The sequence below is a fragment of the Lewinellaceae bacterium genome (genome assembly GCA_020636105.1).
In the GTDB taxonomy this organism is placed as follows: domain Bacteria; phylum Bacteroidota; class Bacteroidia; order Chitinophagales; family Saprospiraceae; genus BCD1.
Genome location: JACJYL010000002.1, coordinates 2,059,525 through 2,079,381 on the forward strand (window position 1 = coordinate 2,059,525; position 19,857 = coordinate 2,079,381).

Consider the following 19,857-nt stretch of genomic DNA (forward strand, 5'->3'; position numbering starts at 1 on the left):
AATGACCCACCGATTAAAAATTTTCTTTTATCTTTAACATAACAATTTGGTGCCGGTATATCGCGCTTTTACATCCATTCGATCAAGACCTTAAATTTCAAATTTCATGAAAAGATTCTTACTCCCCGTTTTCATTCTTGGAATATTTCTTTCTACTTCGAGGCTATTTGCCCAGGCAGGGGATTGCCCCTACCCGATCATTTTTTTGCACGGCTGGACCGGGTCAGAGAGCTCCTTCAGCTCCGTTTACAACAATGGCGATTTCCAGTCCGTCTGGGGTGGTTTGGCGGATGTCTTCCATGCCGTAGTCAACGCGCAGGAAGGGACTTATATCTGGGGAAATGACGGGATTCCCCATACCAATGATGATGATGTTTTGATCACGTTCACCAACGAGACCAATGACCTGGCTCCGGGTTGTCTTTATGCCATTAATCTCGATAACTACTGGAACGAAAATACCTCCAACCCTCAAATTCTGATCCACGATGGCGGCAGCCCGAGTTTCTGGGCCTCCGACAGCAATGAATCCGCCATTTACAAACAAGGGTATGCGCTGGGCGAAATGATCAAAAAAGTGCTGGCCGCCAACCCCGGGAAAGAAAAAGTCATCCTCATGGCTCATTCCATGGGAGGATTGGAATCCAGGGAATATTTGCAGCGTACCGATGCCAGTGGCAACCACATTTGGTGGGTGGATCCCAACAGTTCAGACGGGCACAAAGTAGCCAAACTGGTCACCACAAGCACCCCGCACCGCGGTAGTAATACGATGGGCAACATCAGCGGTTTTGCGGATCATGAGGAAGACTCCACCAGGGACGGTCTCCCCGATCTTACCTCTGAAGCTGTGCGTGATCTGAGATACAGCTACGGATGCGGATTCCTAGACCTGGATGATTGTCCGGGCAATTACCTGTTCGGGGGAGACGAAGACGATATCGGCACCTGGTTTTATGCCAATGCCGACGTGGATTGCGACGGAGATGAAACCAGTCCCAATATCATAGGCATCAATATCAATGGGCAACAACAAGGATTTTCCAACCCATGGGACGGCACTTACGACAATCCGTCAATGCCGCTGCCCACGGATATCCGCTACACCTGGATCACTTCCGACATATCTGTTGACAACGGGGACGGCGTAGTCGCCTGGTCACGACAGTGGCTTTACGCCAACAATATCCCCAAACCCAACGACGGGGTGGCCTTCCGTCTGTCGGATTCCCTGCTGACCGACCAATCTCACCTGACGGTCAATAGTGATGTCAATACGGTTTTGAGGGGGTTGGACGAAGGCGATTATCCTCAGTTTGCCTGGGATGTGGCGCCGGAAATTGAATTTGCAGGCATGCCCCAAAGAAGAAGTATTAGCACCCCCGAGGGACCTTTTAATACAGATCCTGACTGGTTTAAATTTACGTTGGGCACAATTTCAACAGCCGGGTTGGAGGTTGCATTCATCCCCAATCCCAACCTGGGCGGGAGGATAGACTTTTTCACCTCCACTCCGGGAAGTTATACGCCCATGTCCACCACAGGCCAGTATGGGTCCACTTTTTCTCCCGGCGCCAATGCGATCCTCCTGAATATTCCAAAGGCAGATCTGAATCCGGGAAACGTTTACTATCTAAGGGTCATTCACAATAATGTAGGAGGCAATAGCTGGAGAGTCCCCTATCGTTTCCACTTCACTCCGGCCACTCCCTTACCGCTTGAACTGTTGACCTTCAGCGGCCAGGCCAATCAAAAGGAGGTCGATCTGTTCTGGACCACCATGAATGAATCAGGAACGGCCAATTTTGACATAGAAAGATCAGACAATGCCTTTCATTTTCACAAAATAGGCAGCATCCCGGCCAAGGCTCAAAATGCGAACACTAACAGTTATGCTTTTACGGACAGGAATGCGCTGCCCGGCATGAATTACTACCGTTTGAAAATGATCGATCAGGATGGAAGTTTTACGTACAGCAAACAAATCAGCATCGTCTTAAAAAGGGAAGTTGCTGCCATCAGCCTTTTCCCCAATCCGGCCAGCACGGAATTAACCCTGCAATTTGAAAGTGCGACCAAAGAGGAGCTATCGGTTATGATCTATAACGCCATTGGTCAACAATTACTTCAACAGGCTTTCCTGCCCGAATCCGGATTTAATCAAATTAAACTGGATGTTTCTTCCCTGAGCCAGGGACTCTATTTTATGGAAATACAACAAGGCGGAGTGGCAGAAAAAGTTAAGTTTGCAGTTGAAAACGACTAAAAGGCTAAAGATTAAAGATTAAAGGCTAAAGTAACTCCTTTAACCCTTGGAACAACTGAACAACTTTGAACAATTTGAACAACTTGAACCAGTTAGCCCTTAGCCGTTAAAAGAAAAAACGCTTTGAATAACAAGAACATTGCCATTATAGGAGGTGGAGCGGCGGGTTTTTTCTCAGCCATTGCGGTCAAGGAAAATTATCCTGATGCCCGGGTGGTCATTTTTGAAAAATCCCCAAAGCTGCTGTCGAAGGTAAAAGTCTCCGGCGGAGGCAGGTGTAATGTCACCAATGGCTGTACTTCCATCAGTGAATTGTCGGAAGCCTATCCAAGGGGAGGGAAAAAATTAAAAAAAGCCTTCCGTATTTTTAATACCCGGCACACCATGGAATGGTTTGAATCGCGGGGCGTGCCCCTTGTAACCCAGGAGGACAACTGTGTATTTCCGGTTTCCCAGGATTCCCAGAGCATCATCGATTGTTTTATGAAGGAAGCCAAAAAAAAAGGCATCCAAATCGTTACGGGCGTTGGCATAAAAAGCATCAAGCCGGCCGGCGGAAAGTTGGAGCTTTCCTTTGCCGAGGAAATTTCTAGCACAAATGTCTTCGACAAAGTCATTGTTGCTACAGGAGGTTCTCCAAAAAGGAAAGGCCTGGAATGGCTGGAATCGTTGGGACATAAGATCGAAGAACCTGTTCCGTCCCTGTTTACCTTTAATATGCCCAAAGAACCCATTACTGCTTTGATGGGCATCGTAGTGGAGCACTCACAAGTGAGCATTCAGGGGACCGGGCTTCATGCCGGGGGGCCGCTGCTCATTACCCATTGGGGCATGAGCGGACCCGCCATTTTGAAATTATCGGCTTTTGGGGCAAGGTTGCTGAGCGAGATGAACTACAGGTTCAATGTCCAGGTAAATTGGGTCAATGAGAAAAACTTTGAGCGGGTCAGCGAAGCCTTGAATCAAATTGTACATTCCCATCCCAATAAAATACTTTCGAATGTTCGTCCCTATTTTTTACCGGAGCGGTTATGGCTTTACCTGTTGGGAAAATGCGATTTTCCCGAAAACAAAAGGTGGAGCGAATTGGGCAAAAAAGGCATCAACAAACTCGTAACAGTGCTCACTAATGACGTTTATGCCGTCAGTGGAAAAACGACCTTCAAAGAAGAATTTGTCACCTGTGGAGGCATCAGCCTGGAAAGTGTGGACTTCAATACCATGCAGAGCCTGGTTTGCCCAAACCTCTATTTCGCCGGGGAGCTTTTAGACATCGATGGCATCACCGGAGGCTACAATTTCCAGGCGGCATGGACGACAGGGTTCATTGCAGGAAAGCTGGGATGATCCTTTTGTCCATAGCCTTAGGCGTTCCGCTCTTTTTCTTCACTTTTTGAATAATGTTTCTAATGAAGGCGTTCGAATCACTTTTTAGCGACCTTTTTGCCTTTTTTTGCGGGTTCATTTTTAAAAACAACTATACTCAATGCCGGCAGAGTCACCTCTATCGAAAAAGGTCTGCCGTGATGCCCTTCCTCTGAAGCAGTCAGGGTGCTATTAGCATCCATTCCATCTCCTGCATAATCTTCATCGGTACTGTTGAGTACTTCTTTCCATTTTCCTTCCATGGGTACGCCAATCCTGTATCCCTGGCGCACTACAGGTGTGAAATTGCATACAATAACGAGGGTATCTTTTTCATCTTCCGATTTTCTCAGGAAAGCAACGACACTTTGATTGCTGTCGGTGCCATCGATCCATTCGAAACTTCGGTAATCGAACTGGTATTCAGACAGGGCGGGTTCTTTTTTATAAAAATCATTGAGTTTTTGCACCCATTTTTGCACCCCTTTATGATTATCGTATTGGAGCAGGTGCCATTCCAGTCCCACCTCGATGTTCCATTCGGTCGTTTGTCCGAATTCACCTCCCATAAACAGCAGGTTGGACCCCGGGTGCATCCACTGCATCCCGAAAAGCAGCCTTAGGTTGGCAAACCGTTGGGCTTCATCGCCCGGCATTCTCGTGAAGAGTGTACCCTTTCCATGCACCACCTCATCATGTGAAAGCGGAAGCATATATTTCTCAGCGAAGGCATAGGTGAAACTAAAAGTGATTTTATTTTGGTGGAATTTCCTGAATAATGGATCGATTTTAAAATACTCCAGCGTGTCATTCATCCAGCCCATCATCCACTTCTGGTCAAACCCAAGACCATCCCATTCCACGTCCCGGGTCACGCCGGGCCAATCCGTTGATTCTTCTGCAATAACGACCGTCCCCGGGTATTCCCGATGAATGGCCATATTTAATTCTTTGACAAAATCAATGGCTTCCAGGTAACCGTTGCCGCCGTATTTATTCGGGGTCCACTGGCCTTCCTCCCGGGAATAGTCCAGATGAATCATGGAGGCCACAGCATCCACCCTGATGCCATCGGCATGGTAATATTCCAGCCAGAACATGGCATTGGAGAAAAGGAAATTCCTCACTTCCTTACGCCCATAATCAAAAATAAAACTCTGCCAGTCGGGATGAAATCCCTTCTGGGGATCAGCATGTTCATAGAGGTGTGTGCCGTCAAACCATCCCGGACCGTGCGCATCTGTAGGGAAATGCGAAGGCACCCAGTCAAGGATCACCCCGATGCCGGCCTGGTGGAATTTATCGATGAGAAACATCAGGTCTTCCGGTTTGCCAAAGCGGCTGCTTGGTGCGTAATACCCGGTGATCTGGTATCCCCATGAATGAAAATAGGGGTGCTCCATCACAGGCATGAGCTCCACATGTGTAAAGCCCATTTTTTTAACATAAGGCACGAGTTCACGGGCCATCTCCTGGTAGGTCAGCGATTCGTCGCCGTTATTTTTCTTTTTCCAGGAACCAATATGCACTTCATAAACCGAAAAACCGGTATCGGCCTTGCGATTTTTCATCCATTCATCGTCTTTCCACTTGTAATTCAGGTCCCAGACGACAGAAGCTGTATTGGAAGGCACTTCCCAAAGCCGAGCATAAGGGTCCCCTTTATCGAGTAATTGTCCTGTATTGGATTGGATGCGATATTTGTAAACGGTCCCTTTATTGAGCCCGGGAATAAACCCTTCCCAAATGCCTGATTGATCCAGCCGGGGAAAAAGTTTATGGGTCTGATCGTCCCATTCATTGAAGTCCCCAATAACGGAAACATAACGCGCATGGGGTGCCCATACGGCAAAATGAGTACCTTGCTCACCATCCAGTTTGAGGGGATGGCTTCCTAAATTCTGATAGGCACGAAAATGATTGCCCGACCGGAAAAGGTAAAGATCGTAATCGGAAAAAAGCGAATGTGGTTTGACGTTTGACATGGTGTAAACTTACGGAATTTTTTCGATTAAATAATCTATAAAAAATGAATAAAAGCCCGGTTAGTTGTTATACTAACCGGGCTCCTTCAATGAGTAAAAATCGATTTTTACTTTTTAATCATACCTAGCAACCAAACCAGCAAACCGCCGCCGACGACTGCTGTAATGATTGAACCCAGGAGCCCACCATTGGTGGAAATACCCAAAAGACCAAAAACCCAGCCACCGAGAATTCCTCCGATGATACCGACAACGATATTACCCAAAATCCCGAATCCGCCGCCTTTAAAAAGGGTGCCCACCAGCCAGCCGGCTAATGCACCTACTAAAATGAAGTAAATAAAACCTCCCATAATGAATTGATTTGGTGAATAATTCGATTTTCTGTCCCTGCAATATAATAAATTTTATTGTAGAAATGAGTAAAAATTACCCAATCTAATGTTCCGGCAGGTAAGCATCAATAAAAACATCTGTCGTTGTTACCCGGGTGCACAGGCTGTCGACAGCCGTCTGTGGCAGGAAAATGCGGCCGACTGATTTGGCTAAAATGGTAAAACCGCTCTCACGGGAATGTGCCGTTTCAAGGATGGCTACACTTTTGGCAATGGGTCCTTAGGGCATAAAGATTGAATGATTTCACAGATCGTTTGATTTTCAAAATTCTAATGGGAACCAATTTCGCAAAATATACTAACTTTACCCATAAAAATAAGATCATGCTGAGAATATTCAACACCATTCTATTCGCTGCAATCCTTTGGGTGCCCGTTGAAGCCCAATTGCCCAAATCCAATATTTATCTTTTTGAAGTTAAGCAGGTTTCGGATAGTGCCTACAATTTCAATAATGCCAAGTGGTTGACTTATTTCAACGAAAGCGGCTACAACAATCAACCGGCCTTTTTCAGCCCGACCCAGCTTTACATCAGCGTACAAACGCCCAAGGATTCTCAGACGGATCTTTACATGCTTGACCTCAGTACCAATACCAAGGTAAAAGTAACCGAAACTCCCGAAGGGGAATTTTCTGCTCAGCGCATGCTCGATTATTACAGCTTTTCCGCCATCCGGCAGGAATATACCGGGCGAGACACCCTGCTCCGGTTATGGCAGTTCCCTATTGACCGGCTAAGCAAGGGGCAGCCTGTTTTCAAATACCTGACCAATGTAGGTTATTATTACTGGCTCAATGGCACCGAGGTGGCTGTTTGTATCGTGGATAATCCCAATTACCTCGCCATCGCCAATACCCGTACCGACGAGGTGACGCCCCTGGCGACAAACGTGGGCCGCTGCTTTCAAAAATTACCCAACGGAAACCTGGTGTATGTCCAAAAAGGAGAATACAGCGATAATTGGTACCTACTGGAAAAAAATCTCTACCACCCGGAGCAACAGCCGAGGACCATCATTGAAACCCTCAAAGGGTGCGAGGATTTTGCGTTGTTCCCCGACGGTACTTTTGTGATGGGACGTGGCAGTAAACTTTTTAAATTCAACCAGTTTACGGATGAGGACTGGGTGGAAATTGCCGACTTGCGTTATTACGATATTCGCAATATTTCAAGGCTGGCGATCAGCCCGGATTTCAAGATCGCCATCGTAGCAGACTAAATCTCCCGGTGGACTATCAACAAATTTTAGCGGACATTAAAAAGGAAATCGCTCCTTTTGCCGGTCAAGGGAAAGTGGCGGACTATATCCCGGAACTGAACAATGTAGATCCTGATAAATTCGGGATACATCTCACCTTTCTGGACGGAACTTCCTTCTCCCTTGGGGACAGCGATGAGCGATTTTCCATTCAAAGTATTTCGAAAGTCCTTTCGGTAGCGCTGGCCATTTCCATTATTGGGAAGGATATTTGGAAACGTGTGGGAGTCGAACCTTCCGGGCATCCGTTCAACAGCCTGGCCCTGCTTGAATATGAAAAAGGCATCCCGAGAAACCCCCTCATCAATTCCGGTGCCATTGTCGTGGCCGATATCCTTTATTCCCTCTTAAGGGATCCGAAAAAAGATTTCCTGGACTTCGTCCGGAAAATGGCGAAAACGGATAGCATCAATTACAACCTGGATGTAGCGGCTTCTGAAAAAAAATGGGGCCACAGGAACGCTTCCCTGGCCTACCTGCTCAAATCTTTTGGCAATATTCATAATGAGGTGGACGCGGTACTCGATTTTTATTTTCACATTTGTGCCATTGAAATGTCGTGTAAGGAGCTGGCCCAGGCTTACCTGCCCTTTGCCGATCATGGGAGAGAACTGAGCATTACCGGAGAATTTCTCACTTCCAGCCAGATCAAGCGCATCAATGCCCTGATGCAGACCTGTGGTTTTTACGATGAAGCGGGAGAATTTACTTTTAAGGTAGGATTGCCGGGGAAAAGCGGCGTTGGCGGTGGTATCGTGGCGGTTTATCCGGAAACTTACAGCGTGGCTGTATGGAGTCCGAGACTCAATAAAAAAGGAAATTCCGTGTTGGGCATGAAAACCCTTGAACTACTGACAACCAAAACAGGGATGTCTATTTTTTAAGCAAAAAAAGATGGCCCCACACTGGAGCCATCCGTAAACAAATTTAAAACTTAAATCATCAATATTTTAACAGTTAAACAGCTATTTCGGTGTCATTAACCGCCCCGGCGTCCGTTACCGCCGCTTGAGCGAGTGCCTCTGTTCAATTGCTGGCCACTACCACTACCATCCCTGAGGCGCTGAGGAGTGCCTGTACCGGAACCATCTCTTAGTCGTTGTCCGTTACCTGAGCCATTTTTCATGCCTTTTCCTTGTCCTTTTTGACCTTTATTGCCATTGCCATTGCCCATTTGATTCTTTTTTTGTGACTTTTTCATTTTTTGGTATTCTTTTCGGTTAAGCATACCATCTCCGTTCTGGTCAAAATTACCCATTTGAGTATTTTGACATTCTCCGGCACTTACGAATCCATCCCCATTCTTATCACATTGTGTGAATTTTTGGGCTTTTCCGTTTCCCTGCCCGCCTTGGGCGTAAGTTACTCCCATACCAATAAACATCATCATGGAGAGGAGCAACAGGTTGTTGTACCATCTTAACTTCGCTTGCATTTTCATAACTTTAAATTTTAATGAACTAATAAATACTTATACATGTAATTAGTTAGCCATATTTTTATTTTTGTTTTTTATAAGAAAGGCTTAATTCAAATTGCCTTTCAATCTGTACTACGCAGCTGTTTTTATTTTCTTTCGTTTTACGGAATTTTTTTTTCGAAAAAAAAACCGGACTGCTTTACAAAATTCAAAAAGAATAGAAAGAGGATCTGAAACTGGTAAATTGTATTGAATTGCCTTATCTTCGGCTATTCAAAACAATAAACATATGTTCATATCAAACATTGTCAAAAATCTGGATGATTTTACAGATTTTGGAGAAACGAAAAAGGTAGAAAAAATTTTCGAAAACGAAAATACCACCATATTGCACCTGGTAATGAAAGAAGGTCAGGGGCTGCCCGAACATTCCACCCCCATCGACGCATTCCTGATACTGATCAGTGGATTTGTTGTCTTGACAATGGATGGTAAGGAACACGCTTTGGATCCCAATGATACCATTGTACTTCCGGCCGGCATGAAACATGCACTTTGGGCCAAAGAGCATTCAAAACTGCTCTTGATCAGGTAATCGCCGGAAGACAATCAAAAATTAAGCCGATTAACACCTCTCTTCATGCATGTAACGGAAAAAAATTGTAATGAGCTCAGTGACCTGGAAGTCGTCCGAAAGTCCCTCCAGGAGGTGGATTATTTTATGTGCCTTTACAAAAGGTACGAGCCGAAGTTGCTTCGTTATATCAAACGTATTTCCTTCTCATCTCCTGAAGAAGCCGAGGATATCCTTCAGGAAGCCTATATAAAAATATGGCGTAACCTCCATGATTTTGATCAAACCATGAAATTTTCCAGCTGGATTTACCGGGTTGTTCACAATGAAACGGTCTCCTTTTGGCGCAAAAAAAAGTCTTATGGCAAGGATCAGGTTCAGGAACTGGATGAAAATCTTTTTGAAACTCAGGCGGAAACCTTAGATGACGAGGACGATCAAGAAAATAAAGCATTGATGATCCAGGAAATCCTTCAATTATTGCCCATAAAATACAGAGAAATATTAGTGCTCAAATTTTTCGAAATGATGAGTTATGAAGAAATATCCGACGTATTGAAAATACCGGAAGGCACCGTTGCCACGAGAATCAACCGGGCGAAAAAAGCTTTTATTGAAATAGGAGGCAACAAATTTTTTTTATAGGTCCGCCCGTAACAGTGGAATAATTGTTTTCAATTTAAAATTTGAACCATGGATAATTCAAAAAAAATAATCGACAAAATAAAATCAGAAAAAATCCAACCCATACCACGTTGGCGTTTTATCTTAAAAAATACAGCTGTATGGGCGGCATTTATCCTTGCCGTAGCATTAGGCTCGATCTCATTTTCCATCGTATTATTCAGCATTCAGCAAACCGATTTCGACCTGATCTCCCACATGTCGCATTCAAAACTGGAATTCTTCCTCGGGCTGTTACCATTTTTCTGGATCCTTTCCCTGATCATTTTTCTGTTGCTGGCCATTTACAGCATACAATATTCAAAAAAAGGGTACAAGCTTACCATATCCAGGCTGGTGGGCGCCTCAGCAGCGTTGAGTATACTGGCAGGCACCTTGTTTTTTATCGGTGGCGGGGCAGGAAAACTGGAAAATGCCTTTGCCAACAAGATAAGCCTTTATGAAAGCCTGCAGGAAAAGAAAATGAAAATATGGATGAACCCTCAGGAAGGTTTCCTGTCCGGAACCATTTCAGATACTGGAATTGACCTGATGCATATTGAAGATTTTGAAGGCAAAATATGGGAAGTTCATTATGAAGGTGCTTTTATCCCACCCGTAGTGCTTTTGGAACAAGGTGAAAAAGTAAAAATCATAGGAAAATTGTTGGATAAAAAAACATTCCAGGCAGAAGAAATTCGTCCGTGGGGTGGTCCTGAAAACCGGGTCAGAAGGCAGGGCAGACAAGGCAATTGACGTAAGGGTTGAACCATTTATTAAATGTAAAATGTAGAATATTAAATGTAAAATGTAAAAATATTTTCCAAAAATGAAAGAAGTCGTAACCTGTTGCGTAGTAGTAAATGAACACAAAAAAATATTCATTTTAATCACGCAAAAAAATATAGGTTATGAAAAATTATTTTTGGAAAAGTCTGGGTGGCCTGATCGTCTTAGCAGTCATTGCTTTATTTACCACCCAATGTCAAACAGAAGTTGCCGGCATCGATAATAATGCCTTTAGTGATGAAATAACGGATTCGAGAAGTGCCACCGCCGTTACCAATTTGACCCTTGATTTATGTGGCTGCATCACTACTAATTATCCCTTAGAAACATTATCTGCTGAAGAAATAAACGGATTGCTCCTGATGCGGGAAGAAGAAAAAATGGCGAGAGACGTCTATTTGGGATTAAACGCATTGTGGAACAGCAGGGTATTTGCCAATATTGCCAAATCCGAACAACAACACATGGATGTCATGTTGTGTCTGCTTCAAAAGTATGAGCTTACCGATCCCGTCGGGGCTAATGAAGCCGGGGTTTTCGTCAATAGCGAACTTCAGGCGTTGTATAACAATTTGATGGAACAGGGAAGTCAGAGCCTCATCGCTGCTTTTCAGGTGGGAGCAACCATTGAAGATGTGGATATTTTCGATTTAATGAATCTCTCAGCAGTGGTGGACAATGAAGATTTGCTCGCCGCATTCAATGAATTGACCAAAGGTTCACGCAATCACCTCCGCGCATTCACCAGACAACTCACTGCACTTGACGTTGTTTATGCGCCTCAATACATCACCCCTGAATTATTCAATGAAATACTTGATTCTCCAAGAGAACGTGGAGGTGAAATGTGTTTCACAGGCGGTACTCCGGGCAGCAGTGGAATAGATTGTCCGAACAACCATACAGGCATGGGATCTCATGGCAATGGTGGAAACGGCACAGGAGTTTGTCCTAATGGAAATGACGGAACGGGAACGGGAACAGGTATATGTCCTAATGGAAATGACGGAACAGGTAACGGAGGAAGTGGTAACAATGGCGATTGTCCTTATAATAATGACGGAACTGGGAATAACAACGGTGGAAACGGTACTGGAAATGGAAACGGTACTGGAAATGGAAACGGTACTGGAAACGGTACTGGTAGCGGAAACGGAAATGGTGGTAGCGGCGGTGGAAATGGAAATGGTGGCGGCCACTAACAAAAAAATGGCACAATAGGGGCTTATTTAATGATCATTTAAAAATGCATTGCTTAGGCCCCGTGCAGTTCTGAAATATGCTCGTATTTTGAGAGGCAGGCGAATCGTCTGCCTCTCTTTTTATTTTTGATTTCAAAACCTTTAAAACAGCCCCTTGTTTCCCCAAATAACAAATCCCGACGGAAAAGATTCCGCCGGGATTGTTTAATTCGAAAAGGGACATAACCTGCAGGGACAACTTTATGTTTCTTTTGATGATTTTGGGAGAAAAAAGAGGATCAAAATAATTAGATAAACTTTTACATTAGAAATCCCGACAATTCATGTTACACAATGCAGGGAACCTGTCCCCGGCACAAAGTACCTGGATCGGCCTTCAATTGATTGGAGATTCTACTTTCTGCTGTTCCATAAATACTGAGCCAGAACCGAAGCATATCGAATATCGATTAACGAATTTAGAAGCATTCGAAGATGCCAATCTCAAAATTCACCGTTTAAAATGATTCACTAATTAAAAAGGATACCGTACTATGACAAAAAACTTCATTCGATTTTTAGAAAAACATGGGGAATAGCCTCAAAAAGGGATTACCCTTCCAGGCCTTCATTTTTTCACACAGGGTAGAATCGACAAGGTTTAAAGAAAAAGAGGGAAAAAGAAAGTAAAAAACGGGACGAAGCAGAAAAAAACTGCTCCGCCCCTTCTTCACATGAAACAAATTTACGCGTTAAATATCTTTAGATCACTTTTTAAAAGGATCATTGCTGTACAATCATTTTCCTGGAAGCGGTAAACTCACCCGTAGTCAGCGTGTAATAATAAACGCCTGAGGTTAAGGTTCCTTTTTCAAGGGTGATCTCATTGTAACCTTTTTCAAAGTTGCCGGAGATCTTTTTCACTTCTCTTCCCGAAACATCTCTGATGATCAGCGTTGTGGCTGCATCGTGTGGCAGTTCAAAACCGATCACGGTACTATGGGTAAACGGGTTCGGTACGTTTTGATACAATTCAAAATTGTAACCGACTGCTGCTACCGGTTCGCTCTGGAGGTAATATTGAATGTCAACACCAAGTTGTTCGCCGTTTTTACCGTAAGCTTCTTCCGGCGTAAAGGCAGAGCCGATACTCAGGACTTCGCTCAGGCTGGAAACGTGTTCCCTGGCGCGGAATTTCAATTTAAACATCTGTGGAACATCTTCCTTACTAACAAAGATAGTATTTCCATTTGGATTATGCCAACTTGTGGTGATAAGTCCTCTGTCCAAAAAGTCCAAACCGAAGTTATCCTGATTGGCTATACCATCCACAACTTCAACAAAATCAAGGAATTGTTGGTCAAAATTCAAGGTAAACTGGTATCCTCTAATTTTTGCCAGATCGGGAGCCGTAAAGGTGATGTTATACTCCTGCCCCTGCTCAAGTTCCTGATCGAGCACTCCAAATTTGAATTGACCTTCTTCATTCCTGAAGTCGAGTCCGCCAAAGTCTGAAGGCGATGCGGTCATGTTGACATCTCCCATCTTAATACCGATGAAATCCAGGTGGTACTCACATCCCGACAGGTCACCCAGGGTGATCGTCTGCGGACGGCTTTCATACCATGGGTTCGCCGGCTCAGGGAATACATAAGATTTGTCGATGAATATCCAGCTTGGCACCTGGGAGAATTCAGAAATCTGTCCGAGGATCAGTTTCTTGATCTCTATCAGGTCCAGTACGGTCACCGCTCCCGAGTTGTTCACATCCGCTGCAAGCAGCAGGTATGGAGAAACGATCGGGTTGGTGCCCAGTAAGTGCTGTTGTATCACGATCAAATCCATTGTCGTCACACCATTGAGGTAGTCATAATCCTTTTCAGGCGTGATGGTATAATCCTCTCCAAGAGTAACATCCCAGAAGTCATACAATCCGTCTTCTTCCGTTACATCCTCATCGAGGAGATCTGTAGTATTCGTATTGGTCAACGTAACATCTACCCCTTCGATAGGTTTGTTCAGGATGGTAGCGATTCTGCCGTGCAGATCAGCTTCTGAAGTACAGGTAGGACAAACTCCCAACGGATCCTGTACAAAGACCAGCACTTCACATTGATCGTAATTCGGACCGCCGATGCTTCCATCAGGCTGGACGGAATACGGGTTGAACGCACTATCCCACATATAAACCTCAAGCGTAATACTGTACCTGTCTTTACAAGTCAGGATGATGCTTGTAGAATCCGGATTCGGTACTTCGCCAATCCTGTTGACAGAGAACCTGAGTGGCGCAGAACAATCGCTGACGAGGCAGTTGGCCAATTGTGTAGCCAGTACTTCGGCAAAGCCGTCATCTGCAAGGCCGTCCCCATCTACATCAACGCCTGGTTCTACTGCCTGTAGGTTTACCATCAGGCCACTGTAACAAACGATCTGCGGTATGTAACAATCCACCACTTCAAATGGCAGTATAGCTGTTGTCGTGTTGCCACAACCGTCGTCGATGGCCAGCTCGAAGTTATGTGTACCAATCGGGTAAACACCTGTCAACACATAATCAGGGTAACTTCCTTCAAGGATTCCGGAATCTGTCAGATCCAAATCAATGGTTCCGTCTGCTCCGGCATCGAGGAAGATACGAATACTCAGATTATCGGCAATACAGTTCTCCGTGACAGTGAAAGGATAAACGATCTCCGTTTCACAGGCAGCTGTATGCGTACAGAAGGCATCCGGCATCTCAAAGACCACCACCGGAGCAATTGTATCGTGGATCACTACATGCTGGGTATAAGTCCAGTATCCTGTTGATTCCGTAATCCTCCAGTATCCTTCCGGATTCGTTTCACCGTCACAGGCAGTACCTTTGGTTCCTGCTGCAGGAACCATGTTATACTGTTCGTTGTCATAATCGACGAAAGTCGTATCCTGGGTTCTGATTATCCAGACATCTTCTTCTCCTTCGATACCGTCGCAATCTTCATCGCGGCTGATATTGACCGGAGCGGAGATGCCGTCCCATTCGCAGTAATTGATGATGTGATAAGTCCGAAGTACGTTGTAGCACTCCTCACCTTCTATCGGTAAGAACTCATCTTCATAAGTCACCACGATGGAATCACAACCTGTATGGAAGAGCTCTACAGTGTAGGCATTATCGATACAATCTGTTTCTGTATCCTGCGGCAACTTGATCTCGTAGTTCGCGGTTCCGGTTATGGTGACTACCTGCTGGAAGATATCCATTGACAGGTTACCCACCACATCAATTGCCTGGAAGCGACGGATAATGGTTCCGTATCCACAATCAGACAAGTTAACGATCGGAGCGAACTCAATGGCTTCCGCTGAACAGTTATCCACAACATCCGGCATTCCGAACAATTGGCTCAAATGGCCCAGGTTGTAAGCATCAAACTCATACGGCAGTTCGTCACATCCAACGGTCACATTCTCAAGTCCGTAACACAACGGAAGCGTATTGTCTTCCACAAGGATCTCTGACCAACAGAAGTTTTCATTTCCATTAACGTCAACGACTCTCATTTCAACGGTTACGTACAACCCTGCATCACAGCAACTGAACTCAACGTATGGTCCCCATGCTGAATACAATGGTTCGAGTAATGTATCACAGGTCATCGGATCGCGGGTGTAAATTCTGCGAACCAAAATGCTGTCGATTCCACAGTTATCATAACTTCCGTTATCGATCTGGAAGGTATATACCCTGGCAAGTCCGAATCCGCCAAGAGAAATATTCATTCCATCGTCACATACGGCCACCGGATTGTCCAGGTCAGCCACGCGGAAATAACAATCCTGTGTAGTGCTCACCCCGCAATCATCTGTGACGATGTAACGGACGATATAATCACCCACCGGCACGTCAAAAAGTGTCCTGTCATCCCCCGGAAGGATCAATGCAATCATTTCGGTTCCATCCATGGTCCATATCTGTGTGATCGCGGTCCAGGTGAAATCAGGGGAAGAACAAACGCCTCCTGAAACGATCGGCATCGGTACCTCAACGGTTCCGGTACATTCAAACGGATCTGTGGTAAAGAGCATTATATTCTCTTCCAGTATCGGACAGAAGTGCGTGCTCAACGGACACTCGACCACGAGGCCTCCTCCATTTGCTGCACTTACCGTGATCAACTGGGTAAATACTACCTGAGTTCCCGTACAAGGATCCTCAATGGTCCATGTCCTGGTGATGACATAAGAACTTGAACAATCAGAGGTGATCTCATCGACATAAGTCGCTGAAAGCCCACAGAATTCAAGGTCAACATCCTCTACACCAAAATATGTTGCGTAGGTCGGATATCCTGTGAGGGATGGAGCCGGATGTCCGTTCTCATCGGTCTCAAAGGCTTCCGTACAATCGATATTAACATCTTCCAGTCCGATCACTTCGTTTACATCAGGCAGGCTGATGATAATCTGCTGAACGCCCTGGAGGGTTACATTTCCTATTCCATATACTGTAAATGTTCTGATGATCATGCTTTCCTCACAATCTCCGCCATCGAAGTATTCGTCAGAGAAGTCGAAAGTAATAAATCCGCACTCATCGAGCATTTCAGGTATTCCTGTAATTTCAAGGCTTGCTTCACTGTTCATGATCAGATTGACGTCAGAACAGTAGAGCAGGTATTCATCTCCGTCGAGGTTGACGACTACGTTAATATCATCCGGGAACTCAACTTCAAGTTCAGGAGGGGTCACGGTAACCACATCACTGCAATCGTCGAGATTGCTGTCCGTAATGGTTACTGCTGTTTCTCCCAGGAATGGTCCGATCTGAACCGGATCACCGTAAGTTCCACTGGCTGTTCCGCCGTTCCAAGTGGCCACCCAGGTATTATCCATTCCCGGGTTTTCAGCGGTTACGAGGATCGTTGCCGTATAATAATCGTCTGCACCTTGTCCAGGTGTACCGTTATCATTACAAACGACATCAGTAACCACGATGGATTCGATCACACAAGGTTCAGGTTCACATGGAGCCGGTGACTGCACGAATACAGACATAGCGCAGTTCGGATCTTCATTGTCGTAAACGTTGAAGTTCATGTTCGCACTGTTGCCAGAAGTGAAAGTATAGGTTACCCCATAATCACCACTTCCAATCACTGAGTTCCATCCCGATCCTGTTCCACCTGTTATCATCAGGTCAAACGTATAGTAATCATCATCAGGATTAAACGGCGTTCCGTTGTCCTGGCAGGTGACATTGGTTATCGTCGGCCAGATATTACATTCGGTACAATAATCTGCCGGATCAATGACCACGAATTCGCTACAATTTTCGTTTCCGAAGTCGTAAATTTCGATGGTCGTTTCTCCGGTAAATGGTCCGAAGGTTTGGGTTGTTCCGTAGAATCCAAATCCAACGGATTGTCCGCCCACTTCAGCAAACCAGCCATTACTTGGCCCGTCATCTATGGTCAAAGAGACTGTAAATGATCCATCATCCAGACAATCCACTTCTCCGATCTCCGCAGTAAGTCCGCATGAGCAGGTTACCGGAGGCGTAATGAATACGACCATCGGGCAATCATCTGTCAGGTCGCTGATGATATCGAAGTTTGCCGGTCCGTTGGAAATCAGGAATGGTCCGAAGGTCACCACGTTCTCAAAGCTGTAAACTCCTGAAGTTTCGGTTGACAACCCTTCCGTATGCCAGGTTGGTCCCTGGTTGCCAAGGCTATCCACAATAATCAGCGTGAAGTAGAATACATCATCCGTCTGATCGCTTGCGGTTCCCTGGTTATCACACCATACTTCTAACAGATCAACCCCTGTCTGGCAAACATTACATGGTTCGATGAAGGTCTGTGCTGACAAAGTCGTTGAACAGGTCTCATCGTCGCAAGCCGTAAATTCGAAGTTGATGAAATCTCCATTTGATTCATATTCGAATATCTGGAGGATTCCTGAACTAAACGTTCCGCTTCCACCCAAACCATCCGTCCAGCAAATCGTCTGTGAGGTACTGGTGACAAGGATCGTAAATACAGTGCTGTCATCCTCAGGATCTTCCATGGTATTCAGCTCGCAATGTTTTTCAAGCAGTACCGCCGCAATTTGGCAGTCGCCGCCCTCTGAACAAGGCATGGTTGATTGCAACTCGAGTATGGTCTGGCAATCTTCTGAATCACAATCTGTGATCACGACAGTATGCATCTGACCATCAGCAGGATAGGTGAAGGTATGCTGTCCGTAAAGACCGCTTTCTCCATTGTCTGCCGTCCAGCAGTTGGATGCTTCCGCATTTCCGCTAAGGGAAACAGTGAAAACGTTGAAATCGTCAGTCGGATCATTGCTCGTTCCATTATCGTTACAAAGCACGTTCGTCACTTCAGCATAGATCTGGCATTCCTCCGTCGGACAAGGATCCGTTGATTGCAATGTAATTGTGGCCTGACATTCCTGGTTATAACAATCTGTAATAACCAATGGATGTTGCTGACCGTCAGCAGGGAAATAGAAGGTGTACTGTCCGTAAGCACCCGTTGTTCCATTATCTGCTGTCCAGCAATCACTGATACCATTGCCACTGATCCATACCATAAACTCGTTATAGTCATCTGACAGATCAGCAGGCGTACCGTTGTCGCTGCAACGAATATTCATTAAGTCAATAGTAATGTCACACTCTTCCTGCTCGGAACATGGTCCCGGAGACTGGAGGGTTACCTGGTCTCTACAACTGAGGAAGGTCGTTTTATCGGCTATCTCAATGGTCGGTTCATCAAAAACTGAGAATGGACCAAAAGTTACGGTTTGTCCAAATTGTCCTTGCAGCCCTTGTCCGCCGATCTGAGTCCAGCCAAATACGCTGCAATTGTTCAGACAAACTACGGTCACCTCAACCGTATAAGTATCGTCAGCCGGATTGGCTGTTCCATTATCATCACATACGGTATCTCCCAACACTATTTCAATACCACACTGATCACAAGGACCGGGTGAAGTAACGAAAGTCGAAGCACTGCAAGAAGGATCACTGACATCGTGTACCGAAATGGCTACAGGCACATCTGTGTTGGAATTACCCATTGCAAGAATAGCCGTGCCGTTTGGTCCGTAAGAATACTGCGTGTTAGAGCCTGAAACCACCCACTTGCTACCTGTATTGTAACCGGTCACATAGATGATCGCGTAGTACTGATCGTCGGCGCCGTTGTATGGGGTGCCCTGATCATCGCAATAAACATCCACGACGGTGATATTGATCGCACATTCTTCTGAACATGGCATTTCCGGTGCAGCAATCGTAATGCTGGTGGTACAATCAGGATTTTCGGCATCGGTAATGTTCAACGTTACGGAGGTCACCTGCGCGCCAAAGTTACCGATCGGCGTACTTTGATTGTAAGCTCCACCATAAATATTGCCGAAGTTATCTGTAGCCGACCATCCTCCTGACGTATTATTTCCTGCCACTTCGATGGCAAAAGACCAATAGTCGTCAGTTGGGTTGGCCTCTGTTCCGTTATCGTTACATGCCGGAGCAGTGGTCTGAACTACTGAAATGGCACATTCTGTTGAACAATTTGTCGGTGGCGTAACCGTGATCTGATCCACACAATCCGGATCGCTGTCGGCTGTTACAAATATGGTAACCGGGTTGCCGTTTCCAATATTGTATGGGCCGAAGTTCACATTGCTTCCATAAGTTCCGCTGCCTAAAACCGTTCCATTAACCAACCTTGCTGTCCAGGTGTTTCCTGCATTATTGAGGTTGGTCACATTCAATGTAAAGGTGTATTGATCATCAGCAGGATCCGATGGCGTATCATTGTCATCACATACAGGCTGACCTACCAGTGACACAGAAACTTCACATTCATCAGAACAGGTCTCTGTCGGAGGATCTACATTTACATAAGCCACAGCACAGCCCTGGAAAACATTCACAGGATCGTAGATGATAATATTCACTGG

Annotated in this window: 11 protein-coding genes and 1 pseudogene; 8 read left to right on the forward strand and 4 right to left on the reverse strand. The window is 45.4% G+C overall.

Annotation, left to right across the window (positions count from 1 at the left end):
* Positions 1–106: 106 nt before the first annotated feature.
* Positions 107–2,266: a T9SS type A sorting domain-containing protein gene (locus tag H6571_25180; protein MCB9327045.1), complete on the forward strand. Its 2,160-nt coding sequence runs from the start codon at positions 107–109 to the stop codon at positions 2,264–2,266.
* Positions 2,267–2,389: 123 nt separating this feature from the next.
* Complete coding sequence (locus H6571_25185) at positions 2,390–3,613, forward strand: NAD(P)/FAD-dependent oxidoreductase (protein ID MCB9327046.1); 1,224 nt, start codon at positions 2,390–2,392, stop codon at positions 3,611–3,613.
* A gap of 77 nt (positions 3,614–3,690) precedes the next feature.
* Here the strand turns inward: H6571_25185 and glgB are convergent, their stop codons facing one another.
* Complete coding sequence (glgB, locus tag H6571_25190; GenBank protein ID MCB9327047.1) at positions 3,691–5,616, reverse strand: 1,4-alpha-glucan branching protein GlgB; 1,926 nt, start codon at positions 5,614–5,616, stop codon at positions 3,691–3,693.
* A 107-nt stretch (positions 5,617–5,723) separates the two neighbouring features.
* Positions 5,724–5,969, reverse strand: a complete 246-nt coding sequence (locus H6571_25195; GenBank protein ID MCB9327048.1) for a GlsB/YeaQ/YmgE family stress response membrane protein — start codon at positions 5,967–5,969, stop codon at positions 5,724–5,726.
* Between the two features lie 366 nt (positions 5,970–6,335).
* On the opposite strand from H6571_25195, the gene H6571_25200 reads away from it, so the two are divergent.
* Both H6571_25200 and H6571_25205 read left to right on the forward strand, forming a co-directional pair.
* Complete coding sequence (locus H6571_25200) at positions 6,336–7,232, forward strand: hypothetical protein (GenBank protein ID MCB9327049.1); 897 nt, start codon at positions 6,336–6,338, stop codon at positions 7,230–7,232.
* Positions 7,233–7,240: 8 nt separating this feature from the next.
* The gene (locus tag H6571_25205) at positions 7,241–8,155 is read left to right on the forward strand and encodes a glutaminase (GenBank protein ID MCB9327050.1); all 915 of its coding nucleotides are present in this window, start codon (positions 7,241–7,243) and stop codon (positions 8,153–8,155) included.
* A 95-nt stretch (positions 8,156–8,250) separates the two neighbouring features.
* Here the strand turns inward: H6571_25205 and H6571_25210 are convergent, their stop codons facing one another.
* Complete coding sequence (locus tag H6571_25210; protein MCB9327051.1) at positions 8,251–8,712, reverse strand: hypothetical protein; 462 nt, start codon at positions 8,710–8,712, stop codon at positions 8,251–8,253.
* A gap of 268 nt (positions 8,713–8,980) precedes the next feature.
* Between H6571_25210 and H6571_25215 the strand changes: the two genes are divergently transcribed.
* The 4 genes and pseudogenes from H6571_25215 (at position 8,981) to H6571_25230 (ending at position 11,535) form a co-directional block, all read left to right on the forward strand.
* Positions 8,981–9,286 (forward strand): cupin domain-containing protein, encoded by a 306-nt coding sequence (locus tag H6571_25215; GenBank protein MCB9327052.1) that lies wholly within the window; start codon positions 8,981–8,983, stop codon positions 9,284–9,286.
* Positions 9,287–9,331: 45 nt separating this feature from the next.
* A complete protein-coding gene (locus tag H6571_25220) occupies positions 9,332–9,910 on the forward strand; it encodes an RNA polymerase sigma factor (protein ID MCB9327053.1) in 579 nt (192 codons plus the stop codon).
* Between the two features lie 48 nt (positions 9,911–9,958).
* Entirely contained in the window at positions 9,959–10,684 is a 726-nt protein-coding gene (locus tag H6571_25225) for a hypothetical protein (protein MCB9327054.1), read from the forward strand.
* 155 nt (positions 10,685–10,839) lie between these two features.
* Positions 10,840–11,535, forward strand: a pseudogene (locus tag H6571_25230) (DUF2202 domain-containing protein).
* Positions 11,536–12,681: 1,146 nt separating this feature from the next.
* On the opposite strand, the gene H6571_25235 reads toward H6571_25230, so the two are convergent.
* Positions 12,682–19,857: T9SS type A sorting domain-containing protein (locus tag H6571_25235; GenBank protein MCB9327055.1), on the reverse strand; the 7,176-nt coding region annotated here is incomplete at its 5' end.

Excerpts from the sequence above, each read along its gene's own strand:
- H6571_25180 (MCB9327045.1), top strand. The coding sequence starts at position 107 with ATGAAAAGATTCTTACTCCCCGTTTTCATTCTTGGAATATTTCTTTCT.
- glgB (MCB9327047.1), bottom strand. The coding sequence starts at position 5,616 with ATGTCAAACGTCAAACCACATTCGCTTTTTTCCGATTACGATCTTTAC.
- H6571_25195 (MCB9327048.1), bottom strand. The coding sequence starts at position 5,969 with ATGGGAGGTTTTATTTACTTCATTTTAGTAGGTGCATTAGCCGGCTGG.
- H6571_25200 (MCB9327049.1), top strand. The coding sequence starts at position 6,336 with ATGCTGAGAATATTCAACACCATTCTATTCGCTGCAATCCTTTGGGTG.
- H6571_25210 (MCB9327051.1), bottom strand. The coding sequence starts at position 8,712 with ATGAAAATGCAAGCGAAGTTAAGATGGTACAACAACCTGTTGCTCCTC.
- H6571_25215 (MCB9327052.1), top strand. The coding sequence starts at position 8,981 with ATGTTCATATCAAACATTGTCAAAAATCTGGATGATTTTACAGATTTT.
- H6571_25220 (MCB9327053.1), top strand. The coding sequence starts at position 9,332 with ATGCATGTAACGGAAAAAAATTGTAATGAGCTCAGTGACCTGGAAGTC.
- H6571_25225 (MCB9327054.1), top strand. The coding sequence starts at position 9,959 with ATGGATAATTCAAAAAAAATAATCGACAAAATAAAATCAGAAAAAATC.